Origin of the sequence: Methylibium sp. Pch-M (assembly GCF_004136295.1) — a bacterium.
GTDB classification, from domain to species: domain Bacteria; phylum Pseudomonadota; class Gammaproteobacteria; order Burkholderiales; family Burkholderiaceae_C; genus Methylibium; species Methylibium petroleiphilum.
On the sequence record NZ_CP029606.1, the window covers coordinates 2,648,563 to 2,671,131 of the forward strand.

At 71.3% G+C, this 22,569-nt stretch carries 22 protein-coding genes; 12 read left to right on the forward strand and 10 right to left on the reverse strand.

The genetic code is table 11. The features are described 5' to 3' along the window. Positions 1-8 precede the first annotated feature (8 nt). The 4 genes from C1M51_RS12855 to C1M51_RS12870 form a co-directional block, all read right to left on the reverse strand. The gene (locus C1M51_RS12855; protein ID WP_129450307.1) at positions 9-956 is read right to left on the reverse strand and encodes a polysaccharide biosynthesis tyrosine autokinase; all 948 of its coding nucleotides are present in this window, start codon (positions 954-956) and stop codon (positions 9-11) included. Further along, positions 953-2,386 carry a chain length determinant protein EpsF gene (gene epsF / locus C1M51_RS12860; RefSeq protein ID WP_129450309.1) on the reverse strand — a complete coding sequence of 478 codons (1,434 nt, stop codon included), beginning with the start codon at positions 2,384-2,386 and terminating at the stop codon, positions 953-955. The genes C1M51_RS12855 and epsF overlap by 4 nt, the downstream gene beginning before the upstream one ends. Positions 2,387-2,433: 47 nt before the next feature. Continuing rightward, positions 2,434-3,426: an EpsD family peptidyl-prolyl cis-trans isomerase gene (locus tag C1M51_RS12865; RefSeq protein ID WP_129450311.1), complete on the reverse strand. Its 993-nt coding sequence runs from the start codon at positions 3,424-3,426 to the stop codon at positions 2,434-2,436. Positions 3,427-3,592: 166 nt separating this feature from the next. Beyond that, positions 3,593-4,072 (reverse strand): FxDxF family PEP-CTERM protein, encoded by a 480-nt coding sequence (locus C1M51_RS12870; RefSeq protein ID WP_129450313.1) that lies wholly within the window; start codon positions 4,070-4,072, stop codon positions 3,593-3,595. Between the two features lie 441 nt (positions 4,073-4,513). Here C1M51_RS12870 and C1M51_RS12875 point away from each other — a divergent pair, with 441 nt between their 5' ends. Both C1M51_RS12875 and C1M51_RS12880 read left to right on the forward strand, forming a co-directional pair. Beyond that, the gene (locus tag C1M51_RS12875; protein WP_129450315.1) at positions 4,514-5,191 is read left to right on the forward strand and encodes a sugar transferase; all 678 of its coding nucleotides are present in this window, start codon (positions 4,514-4,516) and stop codon (positions 5,189-5,191) included. Between the two features lie 68 nt (positions 5,192-5,259). Further along, on the forward strand, positions 5,260-6,495 hold the full coding sequence (locus C1M51_RS12880; protein ID WP_129450317.1) for a glycosyltransferase family 4 protein: 1,236 nt from the start codon (positions 5,260-5,262) through the stop codon (positions 6,493-6,495). Here C1M51_RS12880 and C1M51_RS12885 read toward each other — a convergent pair. Beyond that, complete coding sequence (locus C1M51_RS12885; RefSeq protein WP_129450319.1) at positions 6,419-7,309, reverse strand: urease accessory protein UreD; 891 nt, start codon at positions 7,307-7,309, stop codon at positions 6,419-6,421. The two genes, C1M51_RS12880 and C1M51_RS12885, sit on opposite strands and share 77 nt — an antisense overlap. A 272-nt stretch (positions 7,310-7,581) precedes the next feature. Here C1M51_RS12885 and C1M51_RS12890 point away from each other — a divergent pair, with 272 nt between their 5' ends. Next, positions 7,582-8,481, forward strand: a complete 900-nt coding sequence (locus C1M51_RS12890) for a CmcJ/NvfI family oxidoreductase (RefSeq protein WP_129450321.1) — start codon at positions 7,582-7,584, stop codon at positions 8,479-8,481. Then, positions 8,478-9,083 (forward strand): 2-hydroxychromene-2-carboxylate isomerase, encoded by a 606-nt coding sequence (locus tag C1M51_RS12895; RefSeq protein WP_129450322.1) that lies wholly within the window; start codon positions 8,478-8,480, stop codon positions 9,081-9,083. The genes C1M51_RS12890 and C1M51_RS12895 overlap by 4 nt, the downstream gene beginning before the upstream one ends. A gap of 7 nt (positions 9,084-9,090) precedes the next feature. Here the strand turns inward: C1M51_RS12895 and C1M51_RS12900 are convergent, their stop codons facing one another. Beyond that, positions 9,091-10,062: a LysR substrate-binding domain-containing protein gene (locus tag C1M51_RS12900; protein WP_129450324.1), complete on the reverse strand. Its 972-nt coding sequence runs from the start codon at positions 10,060-10,062 to the stop codon at positions 9,091-9,093. A gap of 230 nt (positions 10,063-10,292) precedes the next feature. On the opposite strand from C1M51_RS12900, the gene C1M51_RS12905 reads away from it, so the two are divergent. The 5 genes from C1M51_RS12905 (at position 10,293) to C1M51_RS12930 (ending at position 14,416) form a co-directional block, all read left to right on the forward strand. Further along, positions 10,293-11,453, forward strand: a complete 1,161-nt coding sequence (locus C1M51_RS12905) for an MFS transporter (protein ID WP_242500051.1) — start codon at positions 10,293-10,295, stop codon at positions 11,451-11,453. 8 nt (positions 11,454-11,461) lie between these two features. Continuing rightward, entirely contained in the window at positions 11,462-12,301 is an 840-nt protein-coding gene (locus C1M51_RS12910; RefSeq protein WP_207207840.1) for an isocitrate lyase/phosphoenolpyruvate mutase family protein, read from the forward strand. A 67-nt stretch (positions 12,302-12,368) separates the two neighbouring features. Continuing rightward, positions 12,369-12,650, forward strand: a complete 282-nt coding sequence (locus C1M51_RS12915) for a putative quinol monooxygenase (RefSeq protein WP_129450330.1) — start codon at positions 12,369-12,371, stop codon at positions 12,648-12,650. A gap of 24 nt (positions 12,651-12,674) precedes the next feature. After that, positions 12,675-14,033 carry a cupin domain-containing protein gene (locus C1M51_RS19365; protein WP_310733929.1) on the forward strand — a complete coding sequence of 453 codons (1,359 nt, stop codon included), beginning with the start codon at positions 12,675-12,677 and terminating at the stop codon, positions 14,031-14,033. A 17-nt stretch (positions 14,034-14,050) separates the two neighbouring features. Further along, a complete protein-coding gene (locus C1M51_RS12930; protein WP_129450331.1) occupies positions 14,051-14,416 on the forward strand; it encodes a DUF2917 domain-containing protein in 366 nt (121 codons plus the stop codon). 31 nt (positions 14,417-14,447) lie between these two features. Here the strand turns inward: C1M51_RS12930 and C1M51_RS12935 are convergent, their stop codons facing one another. The 4 genes from C1M51_RS12935 to C1M51_RS12950 all read right to left on the reverse strand — a co-directional run bounded on the left by C1M51_RS12935 (position 14,448) and on the right by C1M51_RS12950 (position 20,164). Further along, the gene (locus tag C1M51_RS12935) at positions 14,448-16,241 is read right to left on the reverse strand and encodes a PAS domain S-box protein (protein WP_129450333.1); all 1,794 of its coding nucleotides are present in this window, start codon (positions 16,239-16,241) and stop codon (positions 14,448-14,450) included. A 104-nt stretch (positions 16,242-16,345) separates the two neighbouring features. Further along, entirely contained in the window at positions 16,346-18,124 is a 1,779-nt protein-coding gene (locus C1M51_RS12940; protein WP_129450335.1) for a methyl-accepting chemotaxis protein, read from the reverse strand. Between the two features lie 169 nt (positions 18,125-18,293). Further along, positions 18,294-18,656: a hypothetical protein gene (locus C1M51_RS12945; RefSeq protein ID WP_129450337.1), complete on the reverse strand. Its 363-nt coding sequence runs from the start codon at positions 18,654-18,656 to the stop codon at positions 18,294-18,296. A 77-nt stretch (positions 18,657-18,733) separates the two neighbouring features. After that, the gene (locus C1M51_RS12950; protein ID WP_129450339.1) at positions 18,734-20,164 is read right to left on the reverse strand and encodes a PLP-dependent aminotransferase family protein; all 1,431 of its coding nucleotides are present in this window, start codon (positions 20,162-20,164) and stop codon (positions 18,734-18,736) included. Between the two features lie 153 nt (positions 20,165-20,317). Here C1M51_RS12950 and C1M51_RS12955 point away from each other — a divergent pair, with 153 nt between their 5' ends. From C1M51_RS12955 to C1M51_RS12965, 3 genes are read left to right on the forward strand one after another with little or no spacing between them, the layout of a single operon-like run. Then, positions 20,318-20,506: a DUF2970 domain-containing protein gene (locus C1M51_RS12955; RefSeq protein ID WP_036233100.1), complete on the forward strand. Its 189-nt coding sequence runs from the start codon at positions 20,318-20,320 to the stop codon at positions 20,504-20,506. 12 nt (positions 20,507-20,518) lie between these two features. Beyond that, positions 20,519-21,241: a c-type cytochrome gene (locus C1M51_RS12960; RefSeq protein ID WP_129450341.1), complete on the forward strand. Its 723-nt coding sequence runs from the start codon at positions 20,519-20,521 to the stop codon at positions 21,239-21,241. Between the two features lie 10 nt (positions 21,242-21,251). Continuing rightward, positions 21,252-22,565, forward strand: coding sequence for a cytochrome c (locus C1M51_RS12965; protein ID WP_129450343.1), 1,314 nt, complete (start codon positions 21,252-21,254; stop codon positions 22,563-22,565). Positions 22,566-22,569 lie beyond the last annotated feature (4 nt).

The window sequence follows — 22,569 nt, forward strand, 5'->3', positions numbered from 1 at the left end:
TCCGCAGCCTATTGCTCGTTGACGATCACGCCCGCCAGCTGGGCGGGGCCCTTGGCAAGGGCGTTGATCAGCGTCTGCATGCTCTTCATGCGGCTGCGGCCCTTGCGGCCGATCACCAGCGCGGCACCGCACTTCGCGGCCACCACGCGCGCGTCCGCGCCATGCACAGACGCCGGCGTGTCGACCACCACGTGGTCGAACTTGGACAACAGCTCGTGCATCAGCAACCCGAACGCCGGGCGCTGCACCAGCTCCAGCGGGTTGGGCGGCACCGCACCGACCGGCAGCACGAACAGCGTGGGCAGATCGGGCACCTGGTGGATCACGTTCTGCCGCGAGCGCCCCGAGAGAATGCTGCTGAGGCCGTTGCTGTTGTCGATGCCGAACAGCTTGTGCTGGCGCGGCGTGCGCATGTCGGCGTCCACCAGCAGCGCGCGCCCGCCGAGCTGGCTGAAGGCCACGGCCATGTTGGCGGCGACGAAGGTCTTGCCGTCGCCCACGTCGGGGCTCACCACGGCCAGTGCGCGCCGCGCTTCGCTGAGGCTCAGCACGCCCATCATGAGCTGGCTGCGCAGTTCGCGGAAGGCTTCGGCCTGCTCGCTGAACGGGTTGGCGGCCACCACCAGTTCCGGGTCGCAGTCCGACTTGCCGTCGGGCGCGTAGGGGTAGTGGAACTGCTGCGACAGCGCCCACAGCACATCGTCGTTGGTGGCCAGCCTGAGCGCCACCGCGGCCTCGCCGAAGCGCAGGCCGTGCTTGCGCTGGTAGGCGAGGATCTTGTCGATCTGCGCGTCGTTCAGGCGTTTGGCGTCGCGGATGATCTCGCCGATGGAGCGGTCGTGCAGGTCGCTCACGTCCTCGGTGCCCTCGGCGGCGGACAACGTGGGGTTGTCGGCATCCGCCGGCCCGGCCGAGGCGCCGAGCGGCTGGTGAGCGATGAGAGGTTCGCGTCTCATGAGCGGGCAGGGCCGGCGAGGCCACGGACGACACGCGCCTTGGTGAGTTTGAGTCGCGAGCCGCCCCCCGCACCGCGGCTGGCGCGTGGCAGAGTGACCAGCAACGGCTGGCGGAGCCCGGTGACCACGTCGTCGACGGTGCGCATGCGTCGGTCCAGCAGTTCGCGTGCCAGCATCAGACCGATGCCAAGCAGCGAGCCCATGACGAGTGCCACCGCCACGTTGAGCAGCAGCCGCGGCGACGACGGGAACGCCGGTGCCGTGGCCTGCTTCAGTACCGACACGTTGGTCTGGGTGTTCTGGCTTTCCATGCTGGTCTGGTTCACCCGGGTGAGGACGGCGTCGTAGGCGCGCTGGGCGTTCTCCACGTCGCGCAGCAGCACGGCCGCTTCGTCACGCTGGCCCTTGAGCTGCAGCAGCTTGGCGCGTTGCTGCTGGATCTCGGCGTTGAGCTGGGCCAGCCGCACCTGGTTCACGTTGTTGTTGGCGTTCAGGCTGCCGGCCACGCGGCTGGTCTGGGCCTGCACGCGTTTGCGGAGCTCATCGATGTTGGCGCGCAGTTCCACCACCTGCGGGTGGTTGTCGCCCAGGCGTTCGTTCAGCTCGTTCAGCTTCGCCTGCTGGCGCGACAGGTCGGCGGTGAGCGCACCCACCACGGGGTTGGCCAGCACCTCCTGCATGCGGTCGTTGTTGCCGGTCGCCTCGTCCTGCCGGCCGCGCGATTCGACGGCCAGGCCCTGCAGCACGACCATCTGCGTCGTCAGCTCGCTGAGCCGCGTGTTCTCCACATCGAGCCGCTCGTCGGTGGCCACGATGCCCTTGGCCTGCTGGTAGGCCGACAGCTTGGCCTGCGCCTGTTCCAGCGCCTCGCGGGTCTGTTTGGAACGCTCATCGAAGAAGGCGTTGTACTGCTTGGCCGGCTCCACCTTCAGGTCGAGCGTGGTGTCGATGTAGGCCTGCATGAAGGCGTTGGCCACGGCCGCAGAGAACTTGGGGTCCGGCGATGAATAGGCGAGGGTGATGACGTTGGACTCGCGCGCCGGCAGGATGTCGAGCTTCTTCTGGATCAACGCCGCCAGCCAGGCCTCGAAGTCACCCTGCCCACCGGTGGCCGCCCGCCACTGCTCGCGCAGCTCCACGCTCTCGTTGAGCTTCAGGCCCGGGCTGCGCAGGGCCCGCAATGCCACCCGCTCGCTGCGCACCACGTCGAGCTGCGTGGCCATGAAGCCCAGCGGCACGATGCCGCCGGCCGCCGCGGTGTTGCCGCCCAGGTCGGGCAGCTTCACGTCGATCAGCACCGAAGCGGTCGACGTGTACTGCTTCGGCAGCATCAGGCTGACCACGATGGCACAGGCCACGATCACGGCGAGCACGAGGACGCCCGACACCCAGCGGGCGCGGACGATGGTGAAGAACTGGCTGAAGGTCATGGGTGTGAGCGTCAGGGCTGGGCGTGGTCTGGTTCGAGGCCCGCGGTTCAGCGCAGGCCCTGGATCCCCTTGTTGCGCGCCTCGGCGTCGAGCGCGGCACGCGCGGCGGCCGTGGCCGAAGCCGCCGCAGGCGTTGCGGGCGAGGGAGCGGTCGCCGCTGCGCCGGCCGGCGCCACCTGGGCGAACTGGCCCAGGTACTGGACCTCCGCGGTGCTGCGCAGCGCCTTCAGCTCGGCGTCCACCTTCTGCTGCTTGCGTTCGTTCATCAGGAACTGCTCGATGCTGGCGCGCGCCTCGTCCAGGCTGCGGGGCGCCGGCGCGGCGGCCGTGAGCACCAGCACGCGCAGCCCCTGCGGCTGCACGAGGAAGCCCACCTCGCCTTCCTTCATGCCGGCCAGCCGGTCGAGCAGCGGCAGGGGCCAGTCCTCGGCGGGCCGGGTGGCCGAGTTCAGCGTGTAGGGCAGGCGCGTGTCCGCCAGCTCCGCCAGCAGGGCCGGTGTCGACTTCGCGGCGGCCAGCCGCGCCTGCAGCGCCGGCACGGCGTCCGCCGGGGCCGCGATGCCGATGTCCTGCACCGAGTAGAGGCGTCGGGTCTTGAACAGGGCGGGGCGCTCGTCGTAGAAGCGGTCGATGTCCTGCGCCGTGGGCCTGGCCGCGCTGTCGGCCAGTCGATCGATGTAGGCCCGCGCCAGCACTTCGCGGCGCGCGAAATCCACGGCCTGCACCACTTGCGGGTCGCGATCGATCTTGGCGTCGCCGGCCTTCTGCACGGCCAGCTCCAGCTGGATCAGGCGCTCCAGCGCGGTGCGGCTGGCGGCCTCGACCTGCTCGGGCCGCAGGTCGGCCTGCCGCTGGAGCACCAGATTCACCTGGTGGATCGAGACCTCGCCGCTGCCCACTCGGGCCGCGACCTGCGAGCTGCGGGCCTCCTGGCGCTCACCGCACGCAGCGAGCCCCACGAGGCCGCAGATCGCGAGCAGCACGAGGCGTGCGCGCGGACGGCGGCGGCCGGAGGCGGAGGGGCTGAAAAGAAGCTTCATCGGGTGAGAGAGGCGGGATAACCCTGACCATAGCAAGACTGGTGCGCGATCACGACGAAAGCGACGACAACAGCGGTGTGCGCCTGTATCCGTTCGACGCCGCAAAAGACAAAGGCGCCCCGGAGGGCGCCTCGTGCGGGCACGTCACCGGAGCCCGGAACAACACTCAGCGGTCGGCCTGGGCCGACTTGCGCTGGCGACGGGCCGCCACGGCCAGCCCGCCCGCGCCCATCAGGGCCAGCAACAGGGCCGCTGGTTCCGGCACGGCGGTGGCCGCCGACTGGAGGCTGTAGCTGCCCTTCGGGAAGAAACCGCCGAGCACGCCGTAGTAGTAGTTGCCGCTGGAGAGGTTGGCGAAGCTCTGCGTGGCCGTGGTGCCGGTCGACCCACCGAACAGCAGGCCGCCGAGATAGCGGTTGTCGTCGGCGTCGAACAGGCCCAGGCCGAGGATGCCGCTGCTCTTGGTGATCTCGAGCGTGGTCTGCAGAGTCGACGGGGCCGACAGCTGGAAATTGAACACGTCGGCCACGGTGAACTGCTTGCCCGAGTTGTAGGTGAACGAGCCTTCGGTGTAGTTGCCCACGAAGGCGTTGGCATGCAGGGCCACAGCGGCCAGCGCGGCAACGAGATAGGACTTCAGATTCATGCTGTCTCCTGAGGGCTCTGCGCTTCGAGGTGCGCGCGATGGAATGAGTTTGAGGGAGCGCGCTCGATGCAGTGTTGCTCAATTGCTGCAGTGTGTCAAAACATGTAGTTTTTCAGGGTACTCCGATCGCGTTGCCGTCGAAGCTCTGCGAAGGTTCTGCATGAGCCCGATGCAGGGTGCCATGCACGCGCCTCGCTACCCGGAGAGTCCACCGCTTCCCATCCCGCAGATCGAAGCAGGCTCGAAACTCTCTATGAGAACGAGCAGGTTCGATGCGTGGTCTTCGCGCCGCCACATGCTCTTACAACAACGGGCTCTGAAGCGCTCCGAAACGGCGAAGGACCCCCAAAGCCGTAATCGCAAGTAACTCCCACGTCATTTTTGGCTTGGATCTTGCACTGCAGCAATACTGCCGCAAAATCGGTCGATGGGAGATATCGAATGACTGCTGCGTCCTACGTGTTCCACGCTCTGCGGGTGAAGGGCCGTACCGGCCCGCGCCACTCTGCGCTCGACGCGGTGAACACGGTGTTCAATCAGGTGCTCGCATTCATCATCCTGGTGCTCCTGAGTCCGGTGATGCTGCTGGTCTCCTGGCTCATCTGGCGCCGCGATGGGGCTCCGATCTTCTTCGGCCACTATCGCGTGGGCCGCGATGGCCGGCTGTTCCGCTGCCTCAAGTTCCGCAGCATGTATGTCAATGCCGAGCAGATGCTCGCCGACGTGCTGCGCGACGATGCCGAGGCCCGCGCCGAATGGGCGCGCGACCACAAGCTCACGAAGGACCCGCGTGTCACGCCGGTCGGTGACTTCCTGCGACGCACCAGCCTCGACGAACTGCCGCAACTCTTCAATGTGCTGCGCGGCGAGATGAGCCTCGTGGGCCCGCGGCCCATCACGGTGTCCGAGCTCACCCGCTACGGCCGCGTGCGCTGGCACTACCTCAGCGTGCGGCCCGGCATGACCGGCCTGTGGCAGGTGAGCGGGCGCAACGAGACCTCGTATGCGGAGCGGGTTGCGATGGACCGCTACTACGTCGGACGACGTTCGCTGTGGCTGAACGCGTGGATCCTTTTCCAGACGATCGCCGTCGTGGCCACGCGGCGGGGTGCGCGCTGAAGCGCGCGGCGCGGGCCGCCGGGGAGCCCGCGCGACGTCGTGCTGCCGCTCGATCTGAAGAGACCCCGATGCAAGGCGTTCGAACCCCGCCTGCCGCGACCACGGGTCGCGTGGTGCACCTGGTGGGCCCGCTGACCGACGAGATCTTCAGCTTCCTCGGTCCCGCGACCGAGACGCTCGCCGACTGCGGTCTGGAGCAGACCGTGCTGGTCGCCGACGACCTGCGCTACCGCTACCAGCTCCCGCGCTTCCATGCGCGCATCGACCTCGTGCTCGTGCCGGCGCACGGCGGCGTGAGCCAGCGCGCCCAGGCCGCCATGCAGGCGCTGCGCGACATCCTCGTCGCCGCGGAGGACGTGAAGGCGGTGCACCTGCACGGCTTCCTGCCCTCGCTGATCGGCTCCTACGTGGCGCGCTCGATCGGTCTCGACGTGCCCATGTACTACTCGCCGCACGGCTCGAAGTCGCTGGACTCGCTGCGACGGGTGGGCGACCTGATGCTGTGGTCGCTCCGGCCGGTGATCGGCTCGCTGCGCGACCTGCGCGCCATCACCAGCCTGGCCCAGGAGGCGCGGGTATTGCACACGCAGACCGAGACACAGTCGATCGACGTGGCCGAGAGCCCGGTGGCCGACGCCTTCTTCGAGGTCGAGCGCCACGAGGTGCCACACCCGCTGATCGTCACCGGCAGCCGGGTCCACGACCCGCGTGCGGCCGAACTGTTCGCGCAGCTGGCGGTGCTGTTGAGCGACAAGGCGCTGCGCCTGAGCTTCAACTGGATCGGCCGCACCGACCAGAACTCGCTGGTGCGGCTCAGCGCGGCCGACGTCAGCGTGCACGACGTCCGGCAGGACGCCGACCTGGCTTCGCGGCTGGCGGCCGGCTGGATCTACCTGGCGCCCGGGCGGACGCGTGGCTTCCCGGTGTTCCTGGCCGAGGCGATGGCGGTCGGGCTGCCCTGTGTGGCCATCGACACGCCCGACCACCGCGACATCATCCGTCACGGCGAAACCGGCTTCCTGTGCCGCAACGAGGAAGAGATCCTGCACAGCATCGCTCAACTGATCGACCTGCCGGCGCTGCGTGCCGAGATCGGCGAGGCCGCACGCGCCTCGGCGAAGCGCCGCTTCAGCGAGGCGCGCTTCCGCGATTCGCTGATGTCGGCCTACGACCTGCCTGCCACCGGGCCCGGCGGACTGGCACCGATGGACCTGGGCGCCATCGGCCTCACGTCCGCCACACCCGCGGCTCCGCCCCCGCGCAGTCCCACGCCAGCCGGCGCCATCGACCTCTCACCGCTCTGAGCCGCTGCATCAGCGGCTCCACCCGCGCGCCCAGCATGCGCAGCACCACCACGTGGTCGTGCGGGGCGGTCACGCCCAGCGGCTCGGCGCCCGGTTGTGCGGTCGAGTCGGTCGCGCGCGCGGCGTCGATCAGCGCCTCACGCCGCGCGCTGGCGAGCGCCGTGCCGCTGGCGAACCACAGCGTCGCCAGCACCGTGTGCCCGGCCCAGCCCAGCGGGCTGGCGAGCAGGCGCCGCGTGACGGGCGCATGGCGCGGGTCGTCGAAGTCGAGCACGCCGCGCTCCAGCCAGGGCAGCGGGTGGGCGGTGCCGCGCACCTCGATGCTCTGCTCGAAGCAGCCGCTCGCGTAGCGCTCGCCCGCCGCCGGCAGGCCCAGCGCCAGCAGGTCCCAGCCCAGCATCTCGGCGCCGGGTGCCAGCTCGAAGCGCAGCGCGTTGCGTGCGCGTGCGCCGTCGTGCACCAGCGTCTCGAGCGGCAGCCATTCCAGCCGCGCGCCGTCGGCCACCCGGGCGCTCAGCGTCTGCAGCGCGGTATCGCCGCCGCTGCGGTAGAAGCGCGTGGCGCCCGGCGTGGTGAGCAGCGCGTGCGCGCCGGTGTCGACCTGCGCCGTCAGCGCCAGCTCGTCGCCGCCCACGATGCCGCCCGGTGGATGCACCAGCACGTGGTGGCAGATGCCCGGGCCTTCGGGGTACAGGCTCTGCAGCACCCGCAGCGGCCCGCTGTGCACGCCGCGGCCGATGGTGCGGGGAAGCGCCGCCGCGGGGGCGTCGGGATCGGGGCGGTAGTGCAGGTCGAGGCTGCCGAGCCAGGCCATGGGATGCGTGCGGAGCGGGGGAGGGACGCGGAGGGCGCGAGCGATTGGCCGCAACTCTAGCTGCTCGCTCGGGCCACGCGGCGCCGGCCTCGGCCGGGTCGATGGTCCGCACCTCGCAACATGCGTACGGCGCATGCGAAGCGCCCCAGATGTCGCTTGAGGCGGACGTCGGCGATGGGTTCAATGGGTCTCGCAGCAGCGCCCGCGGCGAACCGACCCCGGCGATCGGTTCCGGGCTCTGCTCGTTCGATGAACGAACCTCCGGAGCCTCCATGAACACGCTGACCCCTCTGCTCGAGCCCCTGCGCACCGCCCCCGGCCCATCGCCCCGCCGAGGCCGGCACGTCCTGGCGCGACTCAACTACCTCCAGCCCACGGCGGAGCGTCCGTGCAGCTACGCCTGCGAGCCGCCGCCGGGAACCCCGTGGGAGAACTGCGAGTACGAGCTGCGGCAGATGGAGATCCGGGACGCGCGCCTGGCCGACCAGCCGCCGTGCATCGAGCGCGAGGGCTACGCGTTGTGGGACGCGCCCACGTCCGTCACGGACTTCCTCGACACCGAAGCGGTCCGGGCCCGCTACTACCCCGAGGCCGCCGAACTGGCGCTGGCCGCCACCGGCGCGACGCGGGCCTACGTCTTCGACCACCTGGTGCGCCGGCGCGAACCCGATCGCGCGGCCCTCACGTTCGGCCGGCAACGCGCCAACGACGTGGCCGCGGCCAACGGCCGCATCCACAACGACTACACGGAAGCCTCCGGCCGCAAGCGACTGGCGCTCGTGCTGGACGATCCCGAGGCGGCGGCCCGCGTCAGGCGGTTCGCCATCGTCAACGTGTGGCGGTCGATCAGGGGCCCGGTGCTGGACACGCCGCTCGCGGTGTGCGACGCGCGCACGCTGACGGTCTCGGACCTCGTGGTCAGCGATGTGCGCTACCCGCGACGCACCGGCGAGATCTACGTCGCGCTGCACTCGCCGCTGCATCGATGGTCCTACTTCTCGCAGATGGACCGCCATGAGGCGCTGGTGTTCAAGCAGTACGACTCCCAGGTCAGCGGCGTGGCCCGGTTCACGCCGCACACCGCCTTCGACCTGCCCGACATCCCCGCCGGCGCGCCGCTGCGCGAGAGCATCGAGCTGCGCTGCCTCGTGGTCTACGGAGACGCGCAATGAGCGCCGCGCCGATCGAGTTCTGGTTCGAGTTCGCCAGCAACTACAGCTACCTCAGCGTGATGCGCATCGAGGCCTGCGCCGCCCGGCGCGGCGTGCAAGTCCGCTGGAAGCCCTTCCTGCTGGGGCCGATCTTCCGGAGCTTCGGCTGGCAGACATCGCCCTTCGTGCTGCAGAAGGCCAAGGGCGATTACGTGTGGCAGGACATGGTGCGCCAGTGCCGCAAGCACGGGCTGGCCTGGACCCGGCCCTCGGGCTTTCCCCGCTCGTCGCTGCTGCCCTCGCGCGTGGCGCTCGTGGGGGCCGAGCAGGATTGGATCGGTGCCTACTGCCGGCGCGTGATGTCGATCAACTTCGGCGAGGACCGCGAGATCGATACGAACAAGGTGGTGACGGAGGTGCTCACGGCGCTCGGCCTGCCGGCACGGCAGATCATCGACGAGGCGCAGTCCGAGGCCAACAAGCTGCGGCTGAGGCAGCAGACGGAGACGGCGGCGCGGCGAGGGATCTTCGGGGCGCCGATGTTCTTCGTGGGCGACGACATGTTCTGGGGCAACGATCGCCTGGACGATGCCCTGGACCACTGTGTCCAGGCGCCGGCGTAGGGACGCCTCAGGAACGCCGGGCGCGCGGCTTCGGCGCCTTCTGCGCCTTTTGCGGGGGCGCGAGGCCGGGCTCGGCCGACATTCGCGCCTCGCTTTCTATCCACTCCGCCACGCGACGGATGTCGGCGCGGGGATGATCGTTGGCGAGGATGAGCCAGTAGGCGTGCTCCATGTCCGCGCGGTGGTTCGGTGGGGCCAGCCGCACCAGCCGGCCGGCGTCGAGCAGCGGCTGGATCAGCTCGATGCGGCCCAGCGCCACGCCCTGCGCGTCCAGCGCGGCCTGGATCACCTGGTCGTACTGGTTGAAGTGCAGCATGCCCTGGTGCCGCACGTCGGACCAGCCTGCGGCACCGAGCCAGTCGCCCCATCGCAGCCAGGGGTGCGTCGGGTCGTCGAACTCCAGCAGCGAGACCTTCGCGAGCGCCTGGGCCGACCGCAGGGACTTGAGGCCCAGCGAAGGGTGGGCCACCGGCGCGACGGACTCGCCGAACAGGCGGGTCGCCCCTGCCGGCGCCAAGGCCGGCGTGGTGTAGCGGATGGCCAGGTCGATGCCGTCGCTGCGCAGGTCGGCCACGCGGTTGTTCGCGGACACGCGCAGGTCCACGCCCGGATGCAGCTTCTGGAACCGACTCAGCCGCGGCAGCAGCCACAGGCCCGTCACGCCGATGCTCGCGCTCAGCATCACCGGCCGCAGCACGCCGGTGGTGTGGATCTCACCCATCACGTCCTGCATCTGCTGGACCGCGCCGTCGGCGCTGCGGAACAGCCGTTCGCCTTCGGCCGTGAACGCGATGGCGCGGTAGCCACGGACCAGCAGCTTCACACCGAGCTGCTCTTCCAGCGCACCGATCTGCCGGCTGACGGCGGATTGCGTGAGGCACAGGTCCTGCGACGCGAGCGTGATGCTCATGCGGCGTCCCACCGCGACGAAACCCCGGATCAGGTCGAGCGATGGCAGTCGTACGAGAGGGAGTGACATTCCTGGAGCGTATGCGATGCGACGGAATGATCGATTGAAGCACAGGCGGCGCGGTCCTGTAATCCGAACCTCGAACCGGCATGCGTGCCGGCCCCAGCCGCAACCGGAGGCCTGAGGTGACCACTGCTCCGTCCCGTCGATCGACATCCACCGTCGCCGCCCGCCGCGCGGCGCCACCGCCACGCGGGTGGCAGCAGGCCTGGCTGCCGGTGCTAGCGGGCGGCATCGTCATGGGGCTCGCACTGGGCGTGCGTCATGTGCAGGGGCTCTTCCAGCTGCCCGTCACGATGGACCGGGACTGGTCTCGCGAGACCTTCGGCCTGGCGATGGCGGTCCAGAACCTGATCTGGGGCCTCGCGCAGCCGTTCACCGGCATGGTCGCCGACCGGTTCGGGTCCGCCCGCGTCGTCGTCGGGGGGCTCGTGGCCTATGCCGCGGGGCTGTTCCTCATGGTGCATGCGGACACGCCCGCCGGCTTTGTGTGGGCCGCGGGCGTCTGCATCGGGATCGGCCTGTCGGGCACCACCTTCGGTGCCGTGTACGGGGCGCTCAGCAGGCAGGTGACGCCCGAGCGCAGGAGCTGGGCGCTCGGGCTGTCGGGCGCGATCGGCGGGTTCGCGCAGTTCGCCATGGTGCCGGCGGCGCACCAGATCCTCAGTGCCTGGGGCTGGCGCGGGACGCTGCCCGCGCTGGCGGTCGTCATGCTGCTGGCCCTCCCGTGCGCGCTGCTGCTGCGCAGCCGTCCCGGCGCGGCGACCGCGGCGGAGCCCGACCTGCCGCTCTCCGCCGCGTTGCGCGAGGCCTTCCGCCACCCCGGCTTCTGGATGCTCAACCTGGGCTTCCTCGCCTGCGGCTTCCAGTTGGCGTTCGTCGCCACGCACCTGCCGGCCTACCTGCTGGACCAGGGCCTGGGCCCCGCGCACGCGGTGACGGCGCTCGCCCTCATCGCGCTGACCAATGTGCTCGGCACCTACGCCTGCGGCCTGCTGGGCGCGGGCTACCGCAGGAAGCAACTGCTGGCCGGCATCTACCTGCTGCGCACCGCGGCGATGGCGCTGTTCGTGCTGCTGCCCCTCACGCCCAGCAGCCTGTACGTGTTCTCCGCGGTGATGGGTTTCGTCTGGCTCGGAACGGCGCCGCTGACCAACGGGCTCGTGTCGCAGGTGTTCGGCGTGCGCTACATCACCACGCTGTTCGGGTTCGTCTTCTTCGGCCATCAGCTGGGGTCCTTCTTCGGCGTGTGGATGGGCAGCCATCTGTTCGAGGCCACGCGGTCCTACGCGCCGATCTGGCTCGTGGCGATGGCCCTGGGCGTCGCCGCGGCCGCGCTGCACTGGCCCATCGACGATCGGCCGCTCCGCCGGCCCGCGATGGCAAGGGCCTCCGCATGAGGCCGCCCCTGCCCTCCCGGCACGCCAGGGCGCTGGCGTTCCGGACGCTGCATGCCCGCGCCGACGGCTTCATCGTGCCGAACCCGTGGGACGTGGGCAGCGCGCGGCTGCTCGCGCAGCTGGGTTTCGAGGCGCTGGCGACCACCAGCGCCGGCTACGCCTTCTCTCGCGGTGTGCCCGACAACTGCGTCCCGCGCGAAGCGCTCATGGCGCACCTGGCCGAGATCGCTGCGGCGACAGGCCTCCCGGTCACCGCCGACCTCGAGAACGGCTTCGGCGACGCACCCGAAGCCGTGGCCCGGACGCTCCGGCTCGCGGCCGAAGCCGGCGTCGTGGGCGGCTCCATCGAGGATGCACGCAGCGGCCCCGGTGACCGGCTCTACGCGCGCGAGTTCGCCGCCGAGCGCATCCGCGCCGCGGTGGAAGCGGCGCGGTCGCTGCCGTTCCCGTTCGTGCTGACGGCGCGGGCCGAGAACTACCGCGTCGGCCAGCCGGATCTGGCAGACACCATCGCGCGGTTGCAGGCCTACCAGGAGGCCGGCGCCGATGTGCTGTTCGCGCCGGGCCTGATCCGCCCGCAGGACATCGCGACCGTCGTGCGCTCCGTCGACCGGCCGGTCAACGTGATGCTCGGCGATCCGAGCCTGGGGCTGGGGGCGCCGGAGCTGGCGCAGCTCGGGGTGCGGCGCATCAGCGTCGGCGCCTCGCTGGCACGCGCCGCGTTCGGCGAGTTCCTTCGCGCGGCGAGCGAGCTGCGAGCGCACGGCAGCGCGTCCTACGCACGGGCCGCAGTGAGCGGGGCCGAGCTCGGCCGATGCTTCGCGCCCTACGCCGGAGAGTCGACATGAAATCGTCACGCGGCATCCGGCGCCGCCCCGGCGACCCATCCCCACACATCGCCCTTCAGGAGACCCGATGGACCACGTGCTGATCATCCACTCCGTGCGCGACTACGCGGCCTGGAAGCAGGTCTTCGATGAGGCCGCCGCGCTGCGCCGGCGCGCCGGTGAACTGAGCTACCAGCTCCTGCGCGACGAGCACGATGCCAACCGGGTCGTCCACTTCTCGCGATGGACATCGCTCGCGGAGGCCCGCGCCTTCTTCGAATCGCCGGGGCTGGAGGAGATCCGGCGACGCGCCGGCGTCGAGGCCCCCGAGTTCAACTACCTGCAGGGGCTGGAGCAGGGCACGCTCTGAACGCCCGCGAAAGGAGAACCCACGATGACCCAGCGCAGCCTGGACGACGACGATGCGCTCGAGGACTTCGCGCACCGCGAGATCACGCTCGACGGCATGGCCAAGGTGGTGCACGTGGCCGGCACGGGGCCGGCCGTGATCGTGCTGAGCGAGATGCCGGGCATCAGCCCCCACGTCGCGCGCTTCGGCCGCTGGGTGCGCGATGCGGGCCTGACCGTCTACATGCCGTCGCTGTTCGGCCGCGACGGCGCGGTCGCCGATGCCGACGAAGGGGCCGCCGTGTTCCGCCGGGCGTGCGTGAGTGCGGAGTTCCGGGCCTTCGCCGGCCGGGACGGAGGCAACCGGTCGAGCCCGGTCACCCACTGGCTCCGGTCGCTGGCACGGCTGGCGCACCAGGAGTGCGGCGGGCCCGGGGTCGGCGCCATCGGCATGTGCTGGACCGGCAACTTCGCGCTGTCGATGATGCTGGAGCCCGCGATGCTGGCGCCGGTGCTGTCGCAGCCGTCGCTGCCGCTGGACGATCCGGGCGGCATCGAGATGTCGCCCGACGAGATCGCGGCCGTCCGCCGACGGCTCGACAGCGAAGACCTCTCGGTCCTCGCCTTCCGCTTCGAGGGCGACCGCTTCTGCAGGGCCGAGCGCTTCGCGGCCTATGCCGAGGCGCTGGGCGAACGGTTCGTGGCGCGGGTGCTCCCGGACACGGCCGCGAACACCGAGGTTCCCTCGTTCTTCGCGCAGCATGTGCCCACCCCTCACAGCGTGGTCACCGCGCACCTGATCGACGAAGCCGGGCAGCCCACGCTGGCGGCGCGCGACGAGATCCTGGCGTTCCTGGTCCGCCGCCTCGTCGAGCCCCGGACCTCGGCGCCGAACCCTTGCCATCCAGCGCAGGAGGACCCGATGAACGAGGACAAGAGGCCGGTGGCGATCCACGCGCTCCAGGCCGCTGTGCGGACGAAGCCGTCCAACTATCCCGAGCCCTTCGCGTCCCGCATGGCAGGGCGCGTCATCCGTCCGCTCGGCGACGTCTTCGGCCTGTCGAACTTCGGCGTCAACCTGACGCTGCTGGCGCCCGGCGCGGTGTCGGCGCTGCGGCATGCGCACCGCCGACAGGACGAGTTCGTCTACATCGTGGCGGGCTCGCCGACGCTGGTCACCGACGCGGGCGAGACGCCGCTGCAGCCCGGCATGTGCGCCGGATTCCGCGCGGGCAGCGGCGATGCGCACCGGCTGGTCAATCGCACCGACCACGATTGCCTGGTCCTGGTGGTGGGCGACAGGACCGCCGGCGACAGCGCGATCTACCCGGACGACGATCTCGTGGCGCAGCTGGGCGAGGGCGGCCGGTGGCATTTCCTGCACAAGAACGGCGATCCGTATTGACGGACCCGAGCCGCATCATGAAGCCGAGCGCTCGCCACGTCCTGATCGCGTGGCACGAATGCCTGGGGCGCACCGTGGGTGCGGCGCTGCGCCGCTGGCGTCGACCGGGCGCCGTGTCCCGACCCGGTGCCCTGGAGGTGGACGTCGCGTTCGCCGAGCCCTATCGCATCACCTCGCCGACGGACGTGTGGGTCGCCTGCCTGAGCGGAACGGCGTGGCTGACGCGGGAAGGGTGCCTGGCCGACACGATCCTTTCGCCGGGCGACGTCCGGCGCGTGCCGGCCAGCGGGAAGCCATTGGTCGTCGGCATGCCACGCTGCCGGCTGCGGATCGCGCTGCAGCGCGAACACGTGGCGGAGCGACACGGCCCGCCGACCGCCTGAGCCGCGCCGGCGCCGGCGCGTCCGGTGCCGGTCAGGCGAGCCGCGCGAAGCCCGAGTCGCGCGGCGGCTCGTCGGCCGGGCGCGTCCTGGCGCGGCCGGAGAGCGAGAAGAACACCGTGGTGCCCACGTCGGGCTGCGAGCTCAGGCGGATGTGCCCGCCATGGCGGCGCACGATGCGCTGGCAGGTGGCCAGTCCGACGCCGGTGCCGGTGAACTCCGACGCTTCGTGCAGGCGCTGGAAGGGCTTGAAGAGCTTGTCCGCCTGCCGCGTGTCGAAGCCGGCGCCGTTGTCGCGCACGAAGAACTCCGTGCCGTCCGGCGACTCGACACGGCCCACCTCGATCTCGGCGCACGCGCGCTTGCCCGAGTACTTCCAGGCGTTGCCGATCAGGTTCATGAGCAGCGAGCGGGCCAGTCCGGGGTCGGCCTGCGCGTGCAGCCCGTCCTCGATCCTCACCTCGGCCTGGCGGCCGGGCTCGGACTGCCGCAGCTCGGCCACCACGTCGCGGGCGATGTCGCTCAGGTCCACGGACACCGGCTGCAGCTGGTGCGTCGCCACCTGCGACAGCGCCAGCAGGTCGTTGATCAGGTGGTTCATGCCGCGCGCCGAGCTTTCCACCAGACCGCTCATCCGGTCCCCCTCGGCGCCCAGCGCCGGGCCGTAGCGTGCCCGCAGCAGGCCGATGAAGCCGATGATGGCGTTCAGCGGCGTCTTCAGGTCGTGGGCGGCCGTGCGGGCGAAGGCGTCGAGCTCGTCGTTGGCGAACTGCAGCGCGGCGGTGCGGGCCTGCACGCGTTCCTCCAGCTGCTCGTTGGCGTCGCGCAGGGCCTGCGCGGCCGCCCGGACGTCGGTGATGTCCTCGATGATCCCGCCCACCAGCCGCGAGCCGTCGCTCGCGTCGACGATGCGGCGCTTGCGGTCGGCCACCCAGCGCACGCTGCCGTCCGGACGGCAGATGCGGTACTCGCACTGCGCGCTGCCGAACGCCACCAGGTTGAGCAGCGATTCCTCGGCGATCGGCCGGTCCTCCGGGTGCACCAGCGACAGCCACAGCGTGCGGTCCTGCATCAGCGAGCGCGCGGAGTGGCCGCAGATCGTCAGGAACGCCGGGCTCGCGTAGAGCATCTCGCGCACGTCGTCCTTGCCGATCCACAGCGCTTCCTGCAGGCTGTCGTGCAGCTGGCGGAACTGCAGTTCCTGACGCTTGAGCGCATCGCGCGTGCGGACCTCGTCGGTCACGTCGTCGGCGATCACCAGCACGCTGTCGCGGTGCCGGATGCGCATGCGGTGCAGGCTCACGTGCACATGGCACAGCTCGCCGTTCTTCTTGCGGTGGCGCACGATGCCGGCGTCGTGGTGCGGCGTCAGCGTCTCGCTCAGCAGGCTCATCATCTTCGGCACGTCCTCGGGTGGACGCATGTCGGTGGCCAGCATGCCCAGGAACTCGGCCTCGGTATAGCCGTAGTGCGCGACCGCGGCGTGGTTCACCGCGATGAAGCGCAGCGTCTCCTCGTCGAAGGCCCACATCGGCTTCGGGTGGTGCTGGAACAGGTCCTGCACCCGCACCTCGCCGATGTGCAGCCGCTGCTGGGCCTTCAGCAGCGCCAGGTTGCCGGCGCGCACCAGCGTGACGACCAGCAGGCCGCTCAGCAGCACGTAGGCGATGCCCTTGTAGCGCTGGGCGAACGTCAGCCAGTCGATGTCGTTCGAGACCTGGAGCACCAGCGCATCGGACAGCAGGATCCAGGCGATGCCGGCGACGATGTAGATCGCGCCGATGCCCAGCGCGACCTGCGTTGCCCGACGTCGAAAGACCGAATCCATGCGGCGCTCAGCCCCCGGGAACAGGACGAAGCGCCGACTGTAACGCCGGGCGGGTGCCCGCGATCAGCGATGTCGCGGCGCGTCGTGCGGGGTGGTGCGAACCGTCAGAACGATTCCCAGTCGTCGGTGCCGCTGCGGGCCGCTGCCGCCTCGGCGGGCGCGGCCGACGGCGCCTTGGCCTGGAAGGCCGGGCGCACCACGTTGGTCGCGCGGTTGGGGCCGCGCCGCTCGATCATCGGCGCCGCGGCGGCCTTGGGCGGCTTGGCCGGGGCCGGGGCCGGCAGCGCGAGCGGCGCGCGGCTCGACGAGCCCTGCGCCGCGCTCGACGCGGCGGCGTCGTGCGCCAGCTTGAACACCGCCACGGCCTGCACCAGCTGCTGGGCCTGGGCCTTCAGGCTCTCGGCGGCGGCGGCGCTTTCTTCCACCAGCGCGGCGTTCTGCTGCGTGGCCTGGTCCATCTGCGTGACGGCCTCGCCCACCTGCGCCACGCCGGCGCTCTGTTCCCGGCTGGCCGAGCTGATCTCGCCCATGATGTCGGTCACGCGGCGGATCGACGAGACCACCTCGCTCATCGTCACGCCGGCCTGGTCGACCAGCGCGCTGCCTTGTTCCACGCGCTGCACGCTGGCGTTGATCAGGCCCTTGATCTCCTTGGCGGCATCGGCGCTGCGCTGCGCCAGGCTGCGCACCTCGCTGGCCACCACCGCGAAACCGCGGCCCTGCTCGCCGGCGCGCGCCGCTTCCACCGCGGCGTTCAGCGCCAGGATGTTGGTCTGGAACGCGATGCTGTCGATCACGCCGATGATGTCGGCGATCTTCTTCGAGCTGTCGTTGATGCCCTTCATCGTGTCGACCACCTGGCCGACCACGTCGCCGCCCTTGACCGCCACGGTCGACGCGCCCAGCGCGAGCTGGTTGCCCTGCTGGGCGTTGTCGGCGTTCTGCTTCACGGTGCTCGACAGCTCCTCCATCGAGGCCGCGGTCTCTTCCAGCGCGCTGGCCTGTTCCTCGGTGCGGCTGGAGAGGTCGTTGTTGCCCTGGGCGATCTGCGCCGAGGCGGTGGCCACGCCTTCGGCGTTGCGGCGCACCTCGCTCACGATCGCCGCGAGGCGGGTCTTCATGTCGTGCAGCGCGGCCAGCAGCAGGCCGGTCTCGTTCTTGCCGTTGGCGGCGAACTCCATCGCCAGGTCGCCACCGGCGACGGCGCGCGCGATCGCCGCCGCCTCGGCCAGCGGCCGGGTCGTGCTGCGGATGATCCACAGCGCCATCAGGCCGGCGACCACGAAGGCGGCGGCCAGCAGCGCCGCCACGCTGGAGATCGTGCTGGAGACGGCCGCGCTCACCTCGTCGGCCGAGGCCGTCATCAGGTTCTCCTGGAGCTGGATCAGCTCGTCGAGGCGGGCCATGTAGGCGACCTGCTTGGGCGTCACCTCGCGCACCAGCACGAGCTTGGCCTCGTCCATCTGGCCGGCGCGCAGCAGCTCCAGCACCTTGTCGCGCGGGCCGCGGTAGTCGGCGCGCGCGGCCATCAGCTTGTCGAGCGCCGCCTTGCCCTGCGCGCTGGTGATGCTGCGCTGGAGCGTGTCGAGGTTCGCGTTGGTGCGCTTGCTGCTGTTGGCGATCACGTCGAACTGGGCCTGCACGTCGGCCGGCTCGCTCACCACGAACAGGTTGCGGATCGCCAGCGAGACCTCGTTGTTCACCGTGCGGATGTCACCGGCGGTCTGGATCTTCGGGTAGCGGTCGTCCATCACGTCGGCGAACTTGCCCTGGATGGCGGTCACCTTGAGGATGGCCAGCGCGCCCAGCAGGCTCATCAGCACGGCCATCGCCGCAAAGCCCAGCATCAGCCGGGTCGAGATCTTCATGTCGCTCAGTTTCATGTCGTGTGATCGATGATGTCGATGGCAGGGGGTGCCGGATAGGCGCTCGTGGACCGGACAGGCGCAACCCGCCTGTGTTCCACGACCCTGCGATGGTGCCGGCGACTCGGCACCTCGGCTCCGTCGATAAGGCCGGCGAAACCCGGCCTGTTCGCGCCGTCCGTGCCGCTCAGGCGGTGCCGGCGGGCGCCGGTGCCGGCTTCGGCAGCGCCAGCTTCAGCAGCAGGCTCAGCAGGCCGGCGATGCCCAGCAGGGCCGCGCAGCCCAGCCCCCACACCGTCCACACGATCCACGGCGCGGCGCTGCCCACCCAGGCCAGCGCGGCCTGCGTCAGGCCGATGCCCAGGCGCAGCAGGTCCTGCCAGCCCGGCAGCCACGTGGCGAGCCAGTCGCCCCAGGGCAGGTGCGCAACCGCCGTGTTCACGTCGTTCAGCCAGGCCGGGTCGAGGGTCAGCAGCGTGTGCAGCCCCCACGCGCACAGCGACCACAGGGCGATGCCGAAGGCGGTGACGAGCCAGAGGGCGAGCTGCATGGTGCGACGGCGGGGAAGTGGCGGGGAGCTGCTTCGAGCGGCCGGACGGGCCGGGGTTCCGGCGCCGTGCGTGCGCTTCAGGCGACGCGGCCCGCGGCGGCCAGCTCGCCCGCCAGCCGGCCCACCGTCTGCAGGGCGGCCTCGAAGCGCGGGTCGTCCGGGTGGCCGTGGTTCAGGCGCACGTGGTGTCGGAATCGCCGGTCGGTCGAGAACAGCTGGCCCGGCGCGAGGCTGATGCGCTGCGCCAGCGCCAGCCGGTGCAGCGCCAGCGCGTCCACGCTCGCCGGCAGCTCGATCCACAGGAAGTAGCCGCCCTCGGGTCGCGCCACGCGCGTGCCGGCCGGGAAATGGCGGGCGATGGTGCGCAGGGCCAGCGTCTGCTGGCGCGCCAGCGCGGGGCGCAGCCGGCGCAGATGGCGGTCGTAGCCGCCGCGGTCGAGGTACTCCGACAGCGCCAGCTGCGACGGCACCGCCGCCGACAGCGTGGTCATCAGCTTGCGCCGCTCGATCGCCTGCGCGTGGCGGCCGGCCGCCACCCAGCCCACGCGGTAGCCCGGCGCCAGGCTCTTGGAGAACGAGGCGCAGTGCAGCACGCCGCCCGCACGGTCCCAGGCCTTGGCCGGCGGCGGGCGGCGCGTGCCGTGGTGCAGCTCGCCGTACACGTCGTCCTCGATCAGCGGCACGCCGTGCGCGGCGAGCAGCTCCACCAGCGCCTGCTTGTTCGCGTCGGGCATCAGGCTGCCCAGCGGGTTCTGGAAATTGGGCATCAGCCAGCAGGCCTTCACCGTGTGGCGCTCCAGCGCCTGCGCCAGCGCCGCGAGGTCGATGCCGGTGCGCGGGTGGGTCGCCACCTCCAGCGCCTTCAGGTGCTGCTGCTCCAGCGCCTGCAGCGCGGCATAGAAGGTGGGCGACTCCACGATCACCGTGTCGCCCGGTCGCGTGAGCGCCTGCAGGCTGAGGTTCAGCGCCTCCAGCGCGCCGTTGGTGATGACGATCTCCTCGGCGCTCACCTCCAGGCCATCGAGCCGGTAGCGCAGCGCGATCTGCTCGCGCAGCCGGGCGCTGCCCGGCGTCAGATCTTCCACCGTGCGCCAGGGGTCCAGGCGCTTCAGCCCGGCCGCCAGCCCGCGCGCCAGCTGCGCCATCGGGAACAGCTGCGGGCTCGGGAAGGCCGAGCCCAGCGGCACCACGTCGCGGTCCCGCACCGAGCCCAGCACCTCGAACACCAGCTCGCTGACCTCCACGCCGCTGGAGCGCCGGCGCGGCCGCGACAGCCGCGGCTCGGCCGGCGCCGGCAGCGCGCGCGCCGCCACGTAGTAGCCCGAGCGGGGCCGTGCCTCGGCCAGCCCGCGCGACTCCAGCAGGTAGTAGGCCTGGAACACCGTGGCCGGGCTGATGCCGCGGTGCGCGCTGGCCTGGCGCACCGAGGGCAGGCGGTCGCCGGGCTGCAGCGCGCGGTCGGCGATCAGCCGCGCGATCTCGTCGGCATAGCGTTCGTAGCGTTTCATCGGGCGCGGAGGGCTGTGGCCCGACTGTACTGATCAGAAAGCAAGGAATTTCAAGGAAGCCGGCAAACTGATCTGGTTTTTTTTCGTCGATCTGAGCCTTCAAAACCCGCGGCGCCTGGCGCACAGTGCCGTCATGTCTGCCGGAGTCCGACCATGAATTCGCTGCGCTATGTCCAGATCGTGCTGTGGAGCTTTTTCGGGGTGCGCAAGCGCGCCGACCACGCCATCGACCTGCAGCGCGCCCGGCCGGTGCCGCTGCTGCTGGTGGCGGTGGGCCTGGCCGCGCTGTTCGTCGTGGGCCTGGTGTCGCTGGCCGGGCTGGCGGTGCGCTCGCTGAGCTGAAGGGGGCTGACCGTGAACGGCCGCTGGCGCCATGCGCTCGCCGCGCTGCTGGTGGGCCTGGGCCTTGCATCGGCCGCCGCGGCACAGGGCACGCCGGCGCCGCACTGGCCGCCGGAAGACACACTCGCGCAAAGGGTCCTGGCCTGCACCACCTGCCACGGCAAGGAAGGCCAGGCCACCAATTTCGGCTACTTCCCGCGCATCGCCGGCAAGCCCGCCGGCTACCTGCACCACCAGCTGCTCGCGTTCCGCGACGGGCGGCGCCACTACCCGCTGATGAGCGCACTGGTCGAGACCCTGTCCGACGACTACCTGCGCGAGATGGCCGAGTACTTCGCCGCGCTCGACCTGCCCTACCCGCCGCCGCAGACGCGCGACGCGCCGGCCGCGCTGCTGGAGCGCGGCCGCGTGCTGGTGCGCGAGGGCGATGCGGCGCGCCAGCTGCCGGCCTGCACGCAATGCCACGGCGAGGCGATGCTCGGCGTGCAGCCGGCCATCCCCGGCCTGCTGGGCCTGCCGCGCGACTACCTGAACAGCCAGCTCGGCCAGTGGCGCTCGGGCCAGCGCCACGCGCTCGCACCCGACTGCATGGCCGACATCGCCCGCCAGCTGGCGCCGGAGGACATCGCGGCGCTGTCGGCCTGGCTGTCGTCGCAACCGGTGCCGGCCGGCGGCAAGCCCGCCGCCGCGCTGCCGGCGAAGCTGCCGCGGCCCTGCGGCGGCGTGACGCCATGAGGGCCGCGGCATGACGAAGCATCCGCGCGGTCCCAGGCGGGCGCTGTGGGCGGCGCTCAGCCTCGTGCTGATCGTCGCCGCGCTGTGGGCGGCGGTGTGGGCGCTCAACGTGCGCGGCGAGTCGCCGCCGGCCGATGACGCGGCGCCGTTCGTGGCGACGCCGCAGCAGGTGGAGCGCGGCGCCTACCTGGCGCGCGCCGGCAACTGCGCCGGCTGCCACACCGCGCGCGGCGGGGCCGCCTACGCCGGCGGCCTGGCGATCGAAACGCCGTTCGGCACCGTGTTCTCGTCCAACCTCACACCGGACCCCGCCACCGGCCTGGGCCGCTGGAGCGCCGCGCACTTCTGGCGCGCCATGCACCACGGCCGCTCGATGGACGGCCGCCTGCTCTACCCGGCCTTTCCGTACACCGACTACACCCTCGTCACCCGCGAGGACAGCGATGCGCTGTTCGCCTACCTGCGCAGCCTGCCGCCGGTGGCGCAGGCGCGGCCGGCGCACGCGCTGCGTTTCCCGTACGACACCCAGGCCGCGCTGGCGGTGTGGCGTGCGCTGTACTTCGAGCCGGCGCGCTTCGAGCCCGAGGCCGACCGCCCGGCTGAATGGAACCGCGGCGCCTACCTGGTGCGTGGCCTGGGCCACTGCAGCGCCTGCCACACCCAGCGCAATGCGCTGGGTGCCAGCGATCTGGGGCTGCCGCTCGGCGGCGGGCTGATCCCGGTGCAGAACTGGTACGCGCCCTCGCTGCGGTCGGCCGACGAAGCCGGCGTGGCCGAGTGGTCGACGCAGGACGTGGTGGACCTGCTGAAGACCGGCCGCTCGGCCCGCGGCTCGGCGATGGGGCCGATGGCCGAAGTGGTGGCCCGCAGCACCCAGCACCTGGACGACGCCGACCTGAACGCGATGGCGGTCTACCTGCAGTCGCTGCCGCAGCACGGCGCGCGCCGTCCGCGTACGGCGCACGCCGATGCGGCCGCGGCAGCCTCACCCGGCTCGCGCGGTGCAAAGCTCTACGAGCAGCACTGCGCGCAATGCCACGGCCCGGCCGGCGAGGGCGCCGCGGGCCTGTACCCGCCGCTGGCCGGCAACCGCGCGGTGAGCATGGACTCGGCCGCCAACCTGATCCGCATCGTGCAGGGTGGCGGCTACCTGCCGGCCACTGCCGGCAACCCGCGCCCCTTCGGCATGCCGCCGTTCGCCCACGTGCTGGACGAGGCCGACACCGCTGCGGTCCTGAGCTACGTGCGCGGCGCCTGGGGCAACGGCGCGGCGCCGGTCACGCCGCTGGAAGTGCTGAGGCTGAGGCCGGGGGCGCTGCGGTGAGGTG